The following is a 15,401-nucleotide window of genomic DNA, read 5'->3' as shown; positions in this document are numbered from 1 at the left end:
CACTCCTTATAAACGACCTTGTTCATACATTGCACGCAGTCTCTTTTTTTCCTCTTGTTTTTTGAGTTTATTTGTCTCTCTTTGATAATACTCATCAAGATTAAACCCAAACATTAATGCTAAACGCGGTGCAACAAACATTGAACTACAAGTAGCAATAATCACCCCTACAAGCATAGGAAGTGAGAATCCAACAATAATTTCTCCGCCAAAAAGATAAAGTGTTAGCACCACAAAAAACACAGTTAAAGAAGTAAGGATAGTCCTTGAAAGTGTGCAAGAAACTGCTTCATTAATAACATATTTCATATCTTTTTGACGCTTTATCATCATTTGTTCGCGGATTCTATCAAAAATAATAATGGTATCATTGATTGAATAACCAATAATTGTAAGCAACGCCGCCAAGACATCAAGATTGAAATCTACACCTGCAAGTATCACCACGCCAGAAACAATAATGACATCATGCACGAGTGCAAGCACACCTGCAAGAGAGAATCTCCATTCATAACGAAATGAAATATAAATCATCATTGCTATAAGTGCGAATGTGAGGGCAATAATACCATTTTGCTTGAGTTCATCACCCACCTTTGGACCTACGGAATCCACCCTGCGCAACTCAAAATGCCCACTTGGCTCTAAAAGAGCAACAATACTATGAGATATATCCTCATTGACACTCGTAGGGATATAAGGAATCTTAAGCAATACTTCCTCTTTAGAGCCAAACTCGCTTACTTGTGAATTTTTAAATCTCTCATCTTGTGCGAGAAGTTCGCGGATTTTACTAAGCGGGGCAGGTTTAGTATATTGAATCTGCACTATACTTCCACCCGCAAAATCAATACCCAAATTAAAACCTTTTATGCCTAAGAGCACAAATGAAGCAATAATTAATAATGTAGAGATAACAAGTCCATACGAGCTATATGTAACAAAATCATATATTTTTACTTTCTTAAAAACTTCCATATATTACCCTTTGTTAAGCTTTGTATCTTGCTGCTTTGCCGATTCTGTGGTATCTAAAGGTAGCTTGATACCAAACCACAAATTTACATTGCCACTTTTAATAATCCGCTGCATAATTGCTTGATAAATGCCGTGTGTGCCAACAATAGCAGTAAGAATAGAAGCTGTAATCCCAATCCCCATCGTAATAGCAAAGCCTTTAATAGCTCCTGTCCCAAAAGCATAGAGTAAAACAGCGGCGATAAGTGTTGTGAGATTAGAATCAAAAATTGCCCTTGAGGCATTCGCATAGCCCATTTCAATTGATTTAGCTATACCAAATCCTGCACGCAAAGCTTCTCGGATTCTTTCATTAATAATAATATTTGCATCTACTGCCATACCCACAGTGAGCACGATTCCAGCCATACCCGGCAATGTTAATGAAGCACCAAAGCACGCCATAACGGCAATAATAAGCACAATATTCACAAACAATGCGACAACAGCAATCACGCCCGCAAGAGAGTAATATATTATCATAAAAATAACGACTAAGGCAAAACCACTAATAAGCGCAATTAATGAAGCTCGTATAGAATCTTCACCTAAGCTTGGACCCACACTACGCTTTTCAAGCACTTCCATAGGTGCTGGTAATGCTCCGCTTTTAAGTGCAATTGCCAAATCACTTGCTTCAGCTACGCTAAAGCCACCGCTGATTTGTCCGCTTCCTCCACCTATACGCTCACGAATGACAGGTGCAGAATATACTTTACCATCAAGAACTATTGCCATACGTTTACCTACATTTGCCCCAGAGAAGTCTCCAAAAATCTTTGCTCCTTTAGAATCTAGGCTAAAACTCACAATGGGCTGATTGTTTTGGTCAAAAGCTGCTCTTGCATCTGTAAGCATAGAACCATCAAGAATTGGGACAGCTTTAAGTAATATGACCTGATTTAGTTTTGTTTTTTTCGCCTCAAGCTCTTGTTGAATCTTAGCAATTTCTCCCTCAATTTTAATGCGTTCTGCAAATAAAGTATTAGTTCTTTCTTGCGAGGACATAGAATTTTGTGGGTGTTCTTTTAACTCATTAAGTTTTTCTTGAAGATGAGCAAGAGTATTCTGAAGAGCTTGAACCTCAGATGAATGCACAAAAGGCAAAATAACATCATTATATTTTTGTGCCTCAAGCTCGCTCATTGTGCTTACTCGCGCATTTCTTTCTTCATCAACAGCCATCATTTGCAAATGTGCAGGCTTAGCTATCAAATCTCGTGCCCTTTGTTCTTCTTCAATTGTTTTAATGCCTGGCAACTGGACAAGAATATTATCTTTACCTTGCTGGGTTACACTTGGCTCCCTTAAACCAAATTCATCAAGGCGATTGCGAATTGTGCCGATAGCTTGTTTGAGCGCACTACTTTGAATCTCTTCTTCATATTCTGCAGTAAAAACAATGGAATACGCTCCATTATTTTCATTTACTTGCAACCCATTAATCTGAGAGAGAATCTTATCTAACATTGGCTTTTCATCAGTATCTACAAGCTCAAAACTTATCTTATCTTCAAATACTTTTAAATTATCAATAAGAATATTCTCTTTTTTGGTATCAAAAACAATCTGGGAAGCTAAGGAAGAAAAACGCGCTTTAATTGCTTCTTGAGTTTTTATACCCAAAAGAAGATTTAATCCTCCTTGTAAATCAAGTCCAAGTGCAATCTTACGACCATTGATATCTGTAAATGAAGGTAAGCAAAGAATAATACCAACTAATGCTACGAAAATAAAAGACCACAGCCTATAATTTAAACCTTTATGGCTTCCTTGAACGGAATAAGTGTGTTGTTTTGCCATTTGTAATTATTCTTGAGTTTCATCATTTGCATCAAGCTTATATGCAATAAATTCCCGAGAAAGCTTTACAATTGTGTCATCATTTAAACGCACGCTAAAAAATGTTTTTTCAGGCTTAACTATTTCACATATAAGACCGCCTGTAGTGATGATTTTATCACCCTTTTGTAGCGCATCAATCATTTCTTGGTGCTTTTTACGCTTTACATTTGCTGGACGAATAAGAAGTAAATAAAAAATCGCAATAAAAAATACGATAGGAAGTAATGACATTAATGTCTCTTGTGCTCCACCTTGCATAAGTAATCCTTTTTTAATAAACTTAAATTGTGGATTCTATCTTAAAATAGTTAAGATTTGACTTTTGCCCGAGAGTTGATTTTATAATTGATTATCAAATACAATGAACCCACAATACCTGCAATGCTTGAAGCAAGCAAAATTGCTATTTTTGACACATCACTTGCTTGAGGAGCATCAAATGCAAGATTTGAGACAAACATAGACATTGTAAAGCCAATGCCTGCGAGCATTCCTGCACCAAAAATATGACTCCAAGACACTCCTGCTGGACGTGAAGCAATTTTACATTTCTCACATAAAAATGTTAAACTTAAAATACCCAAAGGTTTGCCTACTACAAGTCCAAGTATAACCCCAAGCATAATATGGTCAATGTGAAAATTTACTTCTGCACGAATATCTACGCCTGCATTAGCAAAAGCAAAAAGGGGCATAATAATGAATGCACACAGAGGTTGCAAAGCGTGCTCTAAACGCAAAAGTGGATTTTGGACCTTTGCAAAATCTCTCCCTGCTTCATCAATTGCACTCATTTGTTGCGTATCAAGTAAAATATTTTTACGCTCTTTGTCTTTGCTCTCAAAAATTTCTATCATCTGTTGAACGACTTGAATAAATTCCTTGCTCTCAATTTTGGGCTTTACAGGAATACAAAACGCTAATGCCACAGCTGCAATAGTTGCGTGAATCCCGCTATGGTGCACACAAAACCACAACAAAATACCAATCCCTATATACACTCCTAAATGGCGCACCCCTAAATGATTGATACCTGTGAGAAGTATTAAAAGCCCTGCTGCTACACCTAAATATATAAAATGCAAACCTTCAGGCGAAGGATAAAATACTGCAATAACAACAATTGCTCCTAAATCATCAGCCACAGCAAGTGTTACAAGAAATACTTTAAGTGCCAAAGGAACACGTTTGCCAAGAAGCAAGATGACACCGAGCGCAAAGGCAATATCGGTAGCCATAGGGATTCCAAATCCGTGATAAGAGGGAGTATTCATATTGAGCACATAATAAATAACACCTGGCACAATCATACCACCTACTGCGCCTATAACAGGAAAAGCTGCTTTTTGGAATCCGGATAAATCCCCAAAAAGCAATTCGCGTTTAATTTCAAGCCCAACCATAAGAAAAAAAATTGACATCAATACATCATTAATCCAATCGTGAATACTAAATCCATAAAATCCCCCTGCAAAGCTGAAACCAAAAGGTTGTTCCCAAAAGTTTTTATAAATATCAGAGAAAGGCGAATTAGCCACAATCATTGCACTCACTGCGCAAAAAAATAAAAAAATACCACTAAAAGATTCTGCGCGGATAAAACTACTTAATGCTTCCGAAATTCTATTTTGCTTTGCTGCCATTTTTACTCCTTACTCTTAAATCAAATGATACTTTGTGTTTCCTTAAGCTTTTGAATCTCATCTTCTTCATTTATATTCTCAAGCTGATTATCCTGCTTAATTGTGCTAAGATAAACCACCAAAAGCCCAAGAACAGCTGCTATTGAAGATGCTACAAGAATAGAAATTTTAGACATATCAATACTCATTATATCATCTTTATAGGCAAGATTTGCCACAAACATAGACATTGTAAAGCCAATGCCTGAAATCATACCCACAGATAAAATATGCAAATAATTTAAATCTTTTGGACGAGTAGCAAGATTTAACTTCTCTCCTAAAAAACAAAAAAGTAATACACCTACAGGTTTGCCCACTACTAAGCCTAAAATTGTCCCAAGCATAACACTATTTAAACTTATATCAATATTGCCTTCAAGTGTTACACCTGCATTAGCAAAAGCAAAAAGAGGAACAAAAAAATAAGCGCAAATGGGTTGCAGAGCAATTTCAAGACGTATAAGCGGATTTTGTGCATAACGAGAATATGTGCCTATAGTATCCAACATATGCACGAGTTGGGAAGTTTTTGCCATATCAATCTTTTTTTCCACATCTTGATTTCCAAATATAAAACTTCTAATATTCTTAAAGCTTCCTCTCCAAAAACCCACCTTCTCCGATTCACGTGCATAGACTACATCATTCCAATCATTCGTGGCTACTTTCATTCTTTCAAATTCTTTAAGCATATTGATAAAATATTTTTTATTTACGCGTGTGCGCCCGGGAATCGCCATTGCCAAAATAACTGCTGCAATTGTTACGTGAATCCCGCTATGGTGCACACAAAACCACAACAAAATACCCGCCAAAAAATATAGTGAAAGATATTTAGTATCACGATAATTAAGATAAATAAGTACTGCAACAAGGATTAAAGAAGCATAAATCCATTGCATATTAATATTATCAGAATAAAAAATTGCAATTACAGAAATAGCCCCTAAATCATCAGCTACAGCAAGTGTTACAAGAAAAATCTTCAAAATCTTAGGCACTCTATCTCCAAGAAGCATTATAAGCCCAAGTGCAAAGGCTGTATCTGTGCTCATTGCGACACCAAAACCACTTTCATATGCTGTGCCAGAGTTAAAATATGAATAAATCATTACTGGACATATAATGCCTCCAAATGCTGCGAGAAAAGAAAAACTTACTTTTTTAAACCCAGCCAGCTCCCCATAGAGCATTTCGCGTTTCATTTCCAAACCCACGAGCAAAAAGAAAAATGACATTAATACATCATTGATAAAATCCTGCAAACTTACCTTAAAATGCGAATCACTAAAAAATGCACCAAATTCGCTATGAAAAAAAGTAAAATACATATCTGCATACGATGAGTTCGCTACAAGCATAGCTGCTCCAACGCAAAATGCAAGCAAAACTCCCCCGAAAGATTCGTGCTTGATAAAACGATTGAGGCTGTCTTGAAGTCTATCTTTTACATATGAATGTCTGCTAGGCGTAATCTTTGCTTCTGACATTGAAATCCCTCTATAAAATTATAAAATAATAAATAAGCTAAATGTATTGTTTAGAGTTAATTAACTACGACTACAATAAAAAATGAAAATGCCATTATACTTTATTTGTGCTAGGCTAGTCAATAAGTAAAATATTTTTTCTTAAAATTTTATAAGCTTACTTCATAAAATTGTTCATCTACATTTTTAAGCGGATACACAATAAAACCTCGGATATTTTTCTCCTGCTGTTTTTCTTGCTTATTAAGAGAAAATAAAAATCTCATATACTCTCGGATTTGTTCTTCTTGCATATCTATATTAGTCGCGCTACTTTTATAATCAAGAACAATCCATTCCTTTTCATCATATAAAAGTGTATCTATGCGATATAAATGTTCTTTAGCAATATAGCTTACTTCACATACAATATGCTTACCTTTTCGCATCTCTATAAACTTTTTGCTCTGAATGCAATTTATCGCATATTGCATAGCTTGAATAATACTTGAGAGTGAAAGGGCGAATCCATAGCGATTATACAAAATACTTTGTATATCTTTTTGTGTCATCTTATATCCCAAATATAATTCAAATACACTATGCAAAGCGTGTCCGAAAATAATATTGTGCCATTGTTGCGTATCAAAAATGCCTTTTCGCTCATCTTTTTCTTGCCTGATAAAAGCAATTTGTCGCCCAAAAGATGGCATATTGTGCATAAGAACTTGTGGCGTATGAATTGAAGAAATATTTTTCACACTTTGTTTTGGGGAAATGTATGCTATCTCATCACAGCAAGGGGTAAGATTTAGAATCTCAAAGGCACTTCCTTTATATTTTTGCACTATACTTAAACCATACTTAGCACGTGTAAAAGCCACATAAAGCATATTATACTCTTCTTGCTTTTCACGCATTTTATGTGCTTGGAGTGCTTTTTGATATTCTTTATCAAAGCTCTCTCGTCCAGCTATTTTATAATACATCTGCTTTATTTGTATATCCTCATACTCATAGATAAAAACTTCTCTGCCCTGCTGAAATCCACTTAATTTATCGCACAAAATAACATATTCAAACTCTAAGCCTTTTGACTTGTGAATTGTCATAATTTTTACACCTTTATTATTTTGTATCGGTGCAGCACACACCATTTGAGGCAATGCATCTAAAAATTCTTCAATGCGCATATAATCACAACTAAGCTCTAGAAACTTCATAGATGCTGCTTGTGCAATATCAAGCTCTTCAATGAGTAAAAATATCGCCTCCGAAGGTGGTGTATCAGAAGGGAGCATAAGTGTTTTAATCTCATCAATAAGTCTATTAGAACACATATAAGGCTTACCGAGAAGTTTGATAATTTTTTTTTCATAAAGCTTTTTAGTGCTCAATAATTGTTTATAAGAATCTGCCTCATACTCTCCATTTTGAATCTTTGAATACAACAGAATAAACTCAAGGGCGCAAATAAGAATCTTTACCTCTTTTCTTTGAAAAAGCGAAGAGTTTGTTTCAGTAACAATATTTAAATGAGGAATCTGCATACTGATATATTCCTTGAGTGATAAAACATCATCATTTTTAAAAGTCAAAATAGCTATATCATCTTCATTTGCACCATTTTGCAATAAGATTTCAAGTTCAGCACATATTTGCTTATGCAATCCCAAATCTTCATTATCCATACATTGAGACAATACCCTCACATAACCATTAGACTTTATATGAGATGGTTTGTGTGGATATTGTTGTGGCAAATAATATGGGAAACACGATTGAAACACATCATTATTAAAGGCAATTACACGCGGACTTGAGCGAAAATTGTAATCAAGATTTTCTTGATGAAAATCTTTTATGGCTTCCTCAAACACTCCCGCAAAACTTCCACGAAACATATAGATACTTTGTTTTTCATCACCCACCATAAAAACACTTCTATCACCAATACGCCCTTCTCCCGATTTAATTTCTTCTATAATAGGTTTTAGAATCTGATATTGCATAAGACTTGTATCCTGAGATTCATCAAGCAAAATATGCGTAATCTTTTCATCAAGACGAAAATAGAAAAAATCACGTTCTATATTTTGATGAAGCAATTCATAATTTTTAAGCATCACATCATCAAATCCTAAAAGGTTTTTTGCCCTTATTTCTTGCTCCTTGGCTTGTTTAAATATATAAATAAAACGTTTAATCCACGTAAATATCTTATATTCTCTTTGTATAAAATAAAGATGTAAAAGTTTTAGTATTTCCTCACGCACATCATCAAATTGACTTAAATCTATTTTTTTAAGATAGCTATGGTCATTCCAATCTAAAAGCATTTTAGGGCTCTCGCATATGCTTTTAATATCTTTTTTATTAAAAAGATTTTTAGCTCTCTGGCTTGCTTGAGGTTGTGTGAAGATAAATTGATAAATAATTTGCATTTTCTCTAATATCAATTTCTCTATATCATCTACCTCCAAAAGTGAGATTTCAGGTGCAGGAGAAAGGTTTTGAATAGTCTCATTTGAAAACATATAAAAATCATAAAGCATAGATAAAAACTTTGTAATCTTTATCTTATGGTGAAAACAAAATGCAACAATCTCACGCACATCTTGCAAAGAAAGCGTGCTCAAAAAGCGTTCATTAATTTCATCTTTACTCACATTACCTACTTCAAAATGTGAAGAAATACCTACATACCAACAAAATTTTTTTAATACCGCGTGAAAGAATGCATCAATAGTCGTAATGCGTGGATTGCTTTGTATAAATTCATAATAAATACTTTCAATTTTATCGCGTAAAAACTCATCGCTCAAACCCTCTTTGATGAGCGCGGCATAAATATTCATACCTTCTTTTGTATGCTTATCCTGTGTAAAATCATAGAGAAATTTGAGATAATCGTGGATTCTATGATACATTTCTTTAGAGGCTTTCTTAGTAAAAGTCAGAGTGAGAATCTGATGAGGATTGGCTCCTTGAAAAAGGAGATAAATAAAACGTAAAGAAAGATTAAAAGTCTTCCCACTACCAGCCGAAGCCTTGAGCGCAAAAAATTGCTTTTTAGTGCTTTGCACCAATATCCTTTTGTGTTAATTTATGCCCAATTATAACTTAAAGATATGAATTTTCTATAAATTTTTAACCTTGACTACACTTTACTAAACTTTTATGATACAATAGCACTTAAATTTATCACGAAATATCAATATTTAAGAATCTATAAGGAGTTATAATGTCAAAAAGTCTTTATGATACCCTTGAAGTAAATGAAAATGCCTCAAACGATGAAATAAAAAAGGCTTACCGCAGACTTGCACGCAAATATCACCCAGATATCAATAAAGACGCAGGAGCAGAGGAGAAATTTAAAGAAATCAATGCTGCTTACGAAGTGCTAAGCGATGAAAACAAAAAGGCTCAATATGACCGCTTTGGCGATGCAATGTTTGGCGGACAAAACTTTCACGATTTCTCCCGCTCACAAGGGAGCAATGTCAATCTTGATGATATACTTGCTTCTATTTTTGGACAAGGCGGATTTAGCGCAGGAAATGGCAGTGGATTTAATTTTAGCAGAAGTGCTGGTTTTGGAAGCGGTGGGGACTTTGGTTTTAGTGGTTTTAATGCTCCAAATCTTGATATACAAGAGAATATTCAGATTCCATTTGAAAGTGCAGCACTTGGCGGGAGCTATCATTATAACGGACGCAGTGGGAGTTTTGATATTAAAATCCCAGTGGGACTTAAAAATGGTGAGACTATCCGACTTAAAGGTAAAGGCAGCACACATAATGGACGCAGTGGGGATTTGCTCCTTAAAGTGCAAGTTTTGCAATCAAATGAATATGAGATTGATGGCGATGATTTAAGCAAAAGCTTTGATGTGCCCCTTAAAGTTGCACTTTTTGGAGGCAAAATTACGCTACCAACGCTCTATAAAGACATTACTTTGACGATTCCGCCTAATACCAAAAATAACCAAAAATTCCGTATTAAAGGTAAGGGTATCAAAAATCGCAAAACAAGCATTATGGGCGATTTGTATCTTAGAGCAAATATTATTTTGCCTCATACAGATCATTTGAGTAATGAGCTAAAAAATATGCTCCAAGAGCAACTCCCATAAGAGTATAACATCACAAGGAGGAATTATGTATAGCTATGACGAACCCGTTTATCTTATTAGTGTGGTAGCAAGGATCTTAGAGATTCACCCTCAAACTTTGCGTCAATATGAAAAAGAAGGACTTATTCAGCCTGGGCGCACTGATGGTAAAATGCGCTTATATTCTCAACGCGATATCGATAAAATTAAGACTATTCTTAAACTTACACGCGATATGGGCGTAAATCTCGCAGGAGTAGATATTATTCTTCGCCTTAAAGAGCGGCTTGATGAGCTCGATAAAATGGCTGGAGACTTACGAGAAGACCTTGCTAAGCATAAAGGAAGTAGTAGAGTGCTCAAAACAAATGAAAGTTCTTATGAAATTATTTTGTTTCAAAAAAACAAAGTGTCTCCTTGCTAAATCTTGCACATTTACTCCGCCCTACTTCCTTACAGGATTTTATTGGACAAGAGCATATTATTGCTCCCCATACGCCACTTTTTAAAATGTTACAGCACCATACAATAGCACATTGCTTTTTTTATGGACCACCTGGTAGTGGTAAAACTACCCTTGCTAAACTTATTGCTAAAGAACTTAACAAACCATTTGCAAACTTTAATGCTACAACTTTTAAAATTGAAGAATTGCGTAAATTTATCAAAAATTATGAAGGAGGTTTATATCAACCGCTGATTTTCATTGACGAAGTGCATCGGCTCAATACATTGCAACAAGAAGTATTATTACCAATTATGGAATCTCATACTGCCATTATTTTTGGTGCAAGCACTTATAATCCATTTCATTCACTCACAAATGCCATTCGCTCACGGAGTTTTATCTTTGAGCTCAAACCGCTTTCGCCTATACATTTAGAACAGATTTTACAATATGCGCTCACTTATTTACATAATCAAAAACATTTAAAAGTAAAGCTTGCTCCTCAAGCCCAAGAGTTTATTATTAGCTCAAGTGCTGGAGATGCACGTGCTATGCTTAATCTCCTTGATGCTGCGTGCGATACCCTTAATGAAAAAGAATGTCTCATTACCTATCAAGCTTTGCAATCTCTGCGCCCTTATACCCTCCACGATGGCTCAAGCGAAGCCCAAACACATTATAGTCTTATTAGCGCGATGATTAAATCTATACGCGGCAGTGATGCAAATGCAAGTATTTACTATCTTGCACGACTTATTGCAGGAGGCGAGAATCCAGAATTTATTGCGCGACGACTTGTTATTTTAGCAAGTGAAGATATTGGGAATGCTAATCCAAATGCCCTCAACCTCGCCACAAGCACAATGGTAGCAGTGAGCAAAATTGGTTATCCCGAATCTCGCATTATTCTTTCTCAATGTGTCATTTATCTTGCTTGTTCTCCCAAAAGTAATACTGCTTATAATGCCATTAATAAAGCTCTAGATTCTGTTAAACAGGGGTGCATACTTCCTATCCCAAAACACATTATGCCAGAAGCTCAAAAATATCTGTATCCACACGATTTTGGTGGTTGGGTAGAACAAAACTATTTAGAAGATGCAAAAGAGCCTTTAGAATTTGTAGAATCCACAACCAAAGGCTTTGAAAAAACGCTTAATGAATGGCTTAGTAAAATAAAAAATATAAGAGAGAAAAATGAATAAATATATACAAGTAAAAATATGTGCTATGCTCCTTTGTCTTGGAGCTATACAAAGCCTTGGTGCAGAAATTGATATTAATCCTGACAAACGCGGTTGGCATATTGAGCTTAAACGCATAGCAGCTAATCTAAGTTCAACTTCTATACGCGGGCAAAATGAATATATCAATTTTTCAGATAGCCGCGTAAAGGGTGATTCTCAACTTATCGCACAAGGGCTTTTTGACTTGGGACTTGATTTTTATGCACCACGCTATGTTGTATTTAATTCTATTCTTGCAGAGTATGGACGCACGATTCTTGTAGTTGAAAATGAGCGTATAAGCAATACCACACTTGATAGAATTCTTCTCTCTACTGACTATACACATAGAATTTGGTATGTTCCCACATTTGTTGGAGGTTTTGAAGTAGGTCCATTTTTTAAGCTTAATTATCAAAGTGGATTTGAAAACAGACATCAAATTATACGATTTAATACAGGAATAAAGCTCTTTGATGGGGTATATATTAAAGATTTGCATTTAAATGCCTTTAGCGAAAAAGATTTTGCACTTAATATAGAATCTGAAAACTATGGCTGGGAGAGCGGTATCCGCCTTGAATATAAAGTCAATGAAAATACAAAATTTTATTATTTTACTAACTTTCGTCATTATCTTTATAGCTCTGCTCCACAAAGCTATAATCCTCTATATCAGCTTGAAATAGAAGCACGTGTAGATACTAAACTTTATAAAAAATTAGCTATTGCACCTTTTATAAAATATTATGCACTACAAGGACGTCATATCTCACAAACCGGAAGCAATCTTTTTGTTGGATTCTCTCTCTCATTTGGATACACATTTCTTGATGCAACCAAAAAACAAGAGTTAATGCCACTTTAAATTATTTTTTAATATTTAAAAGATTGTTTTTTCCTACATTATGTTATAATCCTTGATTAAAAATATTTTCGCTTTAATTTCATCTCAACTTATAAATAAAAGCTTAAAAAGAGGATATAAAGTTTTTATGGGTTTGCTTATTGCCTATTTTTTACTTGCAATTAGTATTTCTTTTGTGTGTTCGGTATTAGAAGCTGTGCTATTTTCAGTTACACCGCCTTTTATAGAAAGCTATCCTAAGATTCACCCAAAAAGTGGTAAGATTTTGCAGTATCTCAAAACAAATATTGATAATGCTATTGGAGCAATACTCATCGTAAATCTCTTTGCTAACACAGTGGGGGCAGCAGGTGTAGGTGTGCAGGCAGTAGAAATATTTGGTGAATCTTGGCAAGGTGTAGTCGCATTTGTGATGACTATGAGCATTTTATATATTTCAGAAATTGTCCCTAAAACTATTGGTGCAACTTATTGGAAATCTCTCATTTTACCCGCTTGTTATGTGATTTTAACACTTTATTGGATTACTTTTCCATTGGTATATATTTCACGCGTTATTACACGATTACTTAAAAACAATCACACAAATCAAATGAGTCGCGATGAAATATTAGCTGTTATGGAGCTAGGCGAAAAAAGCGGTTCAATCAATGAGTTAGAAGGCGACATTTTAGAACATTTAATAGAGCAAAAATCACTCAAGGTAAAAGATATTATGACCCCAAAAGAGCAAATATTCGCCCTTGATGAACAAATGAGCATTAAAGAATCTATCAAGGCAACAAAGGAGCATAAATATTCGCGTATTCCGCTTTATGCAGCAATACCAAGCAATATTTGTTCAGTCGTATATCGCAAAAATATTTTACAAGCAATGTTAAATGGCAAAAAGAAAAAAATGCTTAAAGATTTTGCCAAAGACATTACTAAGATAGAAGAAAATGTGAGTTTGCTTGATTTATTAGAGCAATTTATCAACAAAAAAGAACATTTATTTGCTGTTGTAGATAAAAGGAATAATCTCGTAGGCATAGTAAGCCTTGATGATGTGATTATGGCTACCCTTAGCGTTGGGACACTTAAAAAGGACTAGAATGGAATTGCTTATTTTATATTGCATAATCGCTATTGTTGTGTGCTTTGTGTGTTCAATTATGGAATCTGTCTTTCTATCTATCACACCCTCATTTGTTGCAAGCTATGAAAAAAGTAATCCTAAAATCGGTGCGCGATTGAAAGAGTTAAAAAATAATGTAGATGATGCCGAAGGGGCAATTTTGGTGCTTAATACCTTTGGCATTACAGCTACTTCTACGGGTGTGGGCATTGAGGTGGCACATATTTTTGGCACAGAATGGCAGAGTTTTGGGGCAATAATCCTTACTATTGTGCTTATTTATGCCTGTGAGATTTTCCCCAAAACTTTGGGAGCAACTCATTGGAAAAGCTTTGTGCCTATTGTAACACTTAGCATTCATTATCTCCTTAAAATTACTTTTCCTTTTGTATGGATAGCTAAGCTTATTACACGTTTTGTTAAGCCAAAAAAAGGCAGTAATCCCATAAGTCGTGAGGAAATTCTCGCAGCAAGTCAAATTGGGCAAAAAGGTGGCTCAATCACAGCACGGGAGCAAAATATTATAGAGAATCTCCTTGAGTTAAAAAATTATCAAGCCTTTGATATACTCACGCCTAGAAGTGTTGTATTTGCGCTGCATCATAATATCACAATTAAAGAAGTTTTAGCACTTGAGGGCATTTATCATCATTCACAGATCCCTGTTTATGGCGAAAGTGTGGATAATATCATTGGCATTGTCTTAGCAGTAGATATTTTAGAAGAAGGCATTAAAAAAGAAAAAGAAAAGAAAATCTATGAGCTTATGCGTCCAGTGCATACTATCTCTCTTGATATTTCGGTTTTAAATCTGCTTAATCTTTTTATGAGTAAAAAAGAGCGATTTTTTGCCGTGCAAGATGCGTATGAGCAACTTATTGGTATCGTTACACTAGAAGATGTGATTGAAACGCTTTTGGGTGAGGAAATCATTGATGAATTTGATAAAACTCCTGATATGCAAAAACTCGCAAGAGAAAAGATAAAAGGCTACCGCTTAAAATATTTAAGTAAGCTAAAATAACTTTACTTCTGTATGTATTTTAAGCAGATTCTAGCATCTGCTTTTATTACCATTTTTCACTTTTTGTATATGTGCCAAAAACCTCATCGTGCAAAATAAATCCATCAAGTTTGCATTCTGTTTTTTCAAGTGTAATGTTCTCTCCTTGTTTTTGCACTTTGATATTACAAAAATCATTTGCAAATTCCATTGAATACACTTTAATAACCGCATTTTGCTTTGAAATAAGCGAAATAATGCGTGTTGTGGCATAATTTTGATCTTGTGGCTCTGTAACAAAATCTATGTTATGTTTCCACCAATCAAGAAAATCTTTGCCGTCTTTAGAATAATAAATTGAACAATAAAAATTCCCCATACCATCATTGCCCTCACCATCAGCACTCTGGTGTTCATTGACATAGCAGTTATCATCAATCAAAAAACCTAAACGCACACTTTTTTCATTTATTTGCATATCTTTGACATAGATACCACCCCATTGTTTATATAACTCTTTGATCTTAGCCTTATCATCTGCATAAATATTTATTCCCAAAAATACCAAAATCAAAATAAACCTAAACATTTTTTCTCCTCATTATG

13 protein-coding genes are annotated in these 15,401 nt (G+C 34.8%); 6 read left to right on the top strand and 7 right to left on the bottom strand.

Translation table 11 applies throughout. The features are described from left to right. Positions 1-6: 6 nt before the first annotated feature. From secF to HH_RS07940, 6 genes are all read right to left on the bottom strand, one after another. The gene (gene secF / locus HH_RS07965; RefSeq protein ID WP_011116488.1) at positions 7-978 is read right to left on the bottom strand and encodes a protein translocase subunit SecF; all 972 of its coding nucleotides are present in this window, start codon (positions 976-978) and stop codon (positions 7-9) included. A gap of 3 nt (positions 979-981) precedes the next feature. Beyond that, positions 982-2,820 carry a protein translocase subunit SecD gene (secD, locus tag HH_RS07960; RefSeq protein WP_011116487.1) on the bottom strand — a complete coding sequence of 613 codons (1,839 nt, stop codon included), beginning with the start codon at positions 2,818-2,820 and terminating at the stop codon, positions 982-984. Between the two features lie 6 nt (positions 2,821-2,826). Further along, complete coding sequence (yajC, locus tag HH_RS07955) at positions 2,827-3,120, bottom strand: preprotein translocase subunit YajC (protein WP_011116486.1); 294 nt, start codon at positions 3,118-3,120, stop codon at positions 2,827-2,829. A gap of 50 nt (positions 3,121-3,170) precedes the next feature. Then, on the bottom strand, positions 3,171-4,505 hold the full coding sequence (nhaA, locus tag HH_RS07950; RefSeq protein ID WP_011116485.1) for a sodium/proton antiporter NhaA: 1,335 nt from the start codon (positions 4,503-4,505) through the stop codon (positions 3,171-3,173). A gap of 20 nt (positions 4,506-4,525) precedes the next feature. Further along, positions 4,526-6,037, bottom strand: coding sequence for a Na+/H+ antiporter NhaA (gene nhaA, locus HH_RS07945; RefSeq protein WP_041309145.1), 1,512 nt, complete (start codon positions 6,035-6,037; stop codon positions 4,526-4,528). Between the two features lie 149 nt (positions 6,038-6,186). Then, positions 6,187-9,102 (bottom strand): RecB-like helicase, encoded by a 2,916-nt coding sequence (locus HH_RS07940; RefSeq protein ID WP_011116483.1) that lies wholly within the window; start codon positions 9,100-9,102, stop codon positions 6,187-6,189. Positions 9,103-9,260: 158 nt separating this feature from the next. Between HH_RS07940 and HH_RS07935 the strand changes: the two genes are divergently transcribed. From HH_RS07935 to HH_RS07910, 6 genes are all read left to right on the top strand, one after another. Next, complete coding sequence (locus HH_RS07935; RefSeq protein ID WP_011116482.1) at positions 9,261-10,154, top strand: DnaJ family protein; 894 nt, start codon at positions 9,261-9,263, stop codon at positions 10,152-10,154. A 25-nt stretch (positions 10,155-10,179) separates the two neighbouring features. After that, positions 10,180-10,557: a heat shock protein transcriptional repressor HspR gene (locus HH_RS07930; protein ID WP_011116481.1), complete on the top strand. Its 378-nt coding sequence runs from the start codon at positions 10,180-10,182 to the stop codon at positions 10,555-10,557. Further along, complete coding sequence (locus HH_RS07925; RefSeq protein WP_011116480.1) at positions 10,551-11,786, top strand: replication-associated recombination protein A; 1,236 nt, start codon at positions 10,551-10,553, stop codon at positions 11,784-11,786. Before HH_RS07930 ends, HH_RS07925 begins: the two co-directional genes overlap by 7 nt. Next, complete coding sequence (locus tag HH_RS07920) at positions 11,779-12,675, top strand: hypothetical protein (protein WP_011116479.1); 897 nt, start codon at positions 11,779-11,781, stop codon at positions 12,673-12,675. Before HH_RS07925 ends, HH_RS07920 begins: the two co-directional genes overlap by 8 nt. 127 nt (positions 12,676-12,802) lie before the next feature. Then, on the top strand, positions 12,803-13,768 hold the full coding sequence (locus HH_RS07915) for a CNNM domain-containing protein (RefSeq protein ID WP_011116478.1): 966 nt from the start codon (positions 12,803-12,805) through the stop codon (positions 13,766-13,768). A 1-nt stretch (position 13,769) separates the two neighbouring features. Further along, positions 13,770-14,816, top strand: a complete 1,047-nt coding sequence (locus HH_RS07910) for a CNNM domain-containing protein (RefSeq protein WP_041309143.1) — start codon at positions 13,770-13,772, stop codon at positions 14,814-14,816. A gap of 46 nt (positions 14,817-14,862) precedes the next feature. Here HH_RS07910 and HH_RS07905 read toward each other — a convergent pair whose 3' ends face one another. After that, positions 14,863-15,384 carry a hypothetical protein gene (locus HH_RS07905; RefSeq protein WP_011116476.1) on the bottom strand — a complete coding sequence of 174 codons (522 nt, stop codon included), beginning with the start codon at positions 15,382-15,384 and terminating at the stop codon, positions 14,863-14,865. Positions 15,385-15,401 lie beyond the last annotated feature (17 nt).

Source organism: Helicobacter hepaticus ATCC 51449, assembly GCF_000007905.1.
GTDB classification, from domain to species: domain Bacteria; phylum Campylobacterota; class Campylobacteria; order Campylobacterales; family Helicobacteraceae; genus Helicobacter_C; species Helicobacter_C hepaticus.
The sequence above is the reverse complement of the archived record's forward strand: the minus strand, read 5'-3'. Positions and strand labels throughout refer to the sequence as shown.

Bases quoted from the DNA above. Each gene is read 5' to 3' on its own strand.
- secF (WP_011116488.1), bottom strand. From the start codon at position 978: ATGGAAGTTTTTAAGAAAGTAAAAATATATGATTTTGTTACATATAGC.
- secD (WP_011116487.1), bottom strand. From the start codon at position 2,820: ATGGCAAAACAACACACTTATTCCGTTCAAGGAAGCCATAAAGGTTTA.
- yajC (WP_011116486.1), bottom strand. From the start codon at position 3,120: ATGCAAGGTGGAGCACAAGAGACATTAATGTCATTACTTCCTATCGTA.
- nhaA (WP_011116485.1), bottom strand. From the start codon at position 4,505: ATGGCAGCAAAGCAAAATAGAATTTCGGAAGCATTAAGTAGTTTTATC.
- nhaA (WP_041309145.1), bottom strand. From the start codon at position 6,037: ATGTCAGAAGCAAAGATTACGCCTAGCAGACATTCATATGTAAAAGAT.
- HH_RS07935 (WP_011116482.1), top strand. From the start codon at position 9,261: ATGTCAAAAAGTCTTTATGATACCCTTGAAGTAAATGAAAATGCCTCA.
- HH_RS07930 (WP_011116481.1), top strand. From the start codon at position 10,180: ATGTATAGCTATGACGAACCCGTTTATCTTATTAGTGTGGTAGCAAGG.
- HH_RS07920 (WP_011116479.1), top strand. From the start codon at position 11,779: ATGAATAAATATATACAAGTAAAAATATGTGCTATGCTCCTTTGTCTT.
- HH_RS07915 (WP_011116478.1), top strand. From the start codon at position 12,803: ATGGGTTTGCTTATTGCCTATTTTTTACTTGCAATTAGTATTTCTTTT.
- HH_RS07910 (WP_041309143.1), top strand. From the start codon at position 13,770: ATGGAATTGCTTATTTTATATTGCATAATCGCTATTGTTGTGTGCTTT.
- HH_RS07905 (WP_011116476.1), bottom strand. From the start codon at position 15,384: ATGTTTAGGTTTATTTTGATTTTGGTATTTTTGGGAATAAATATTTAT.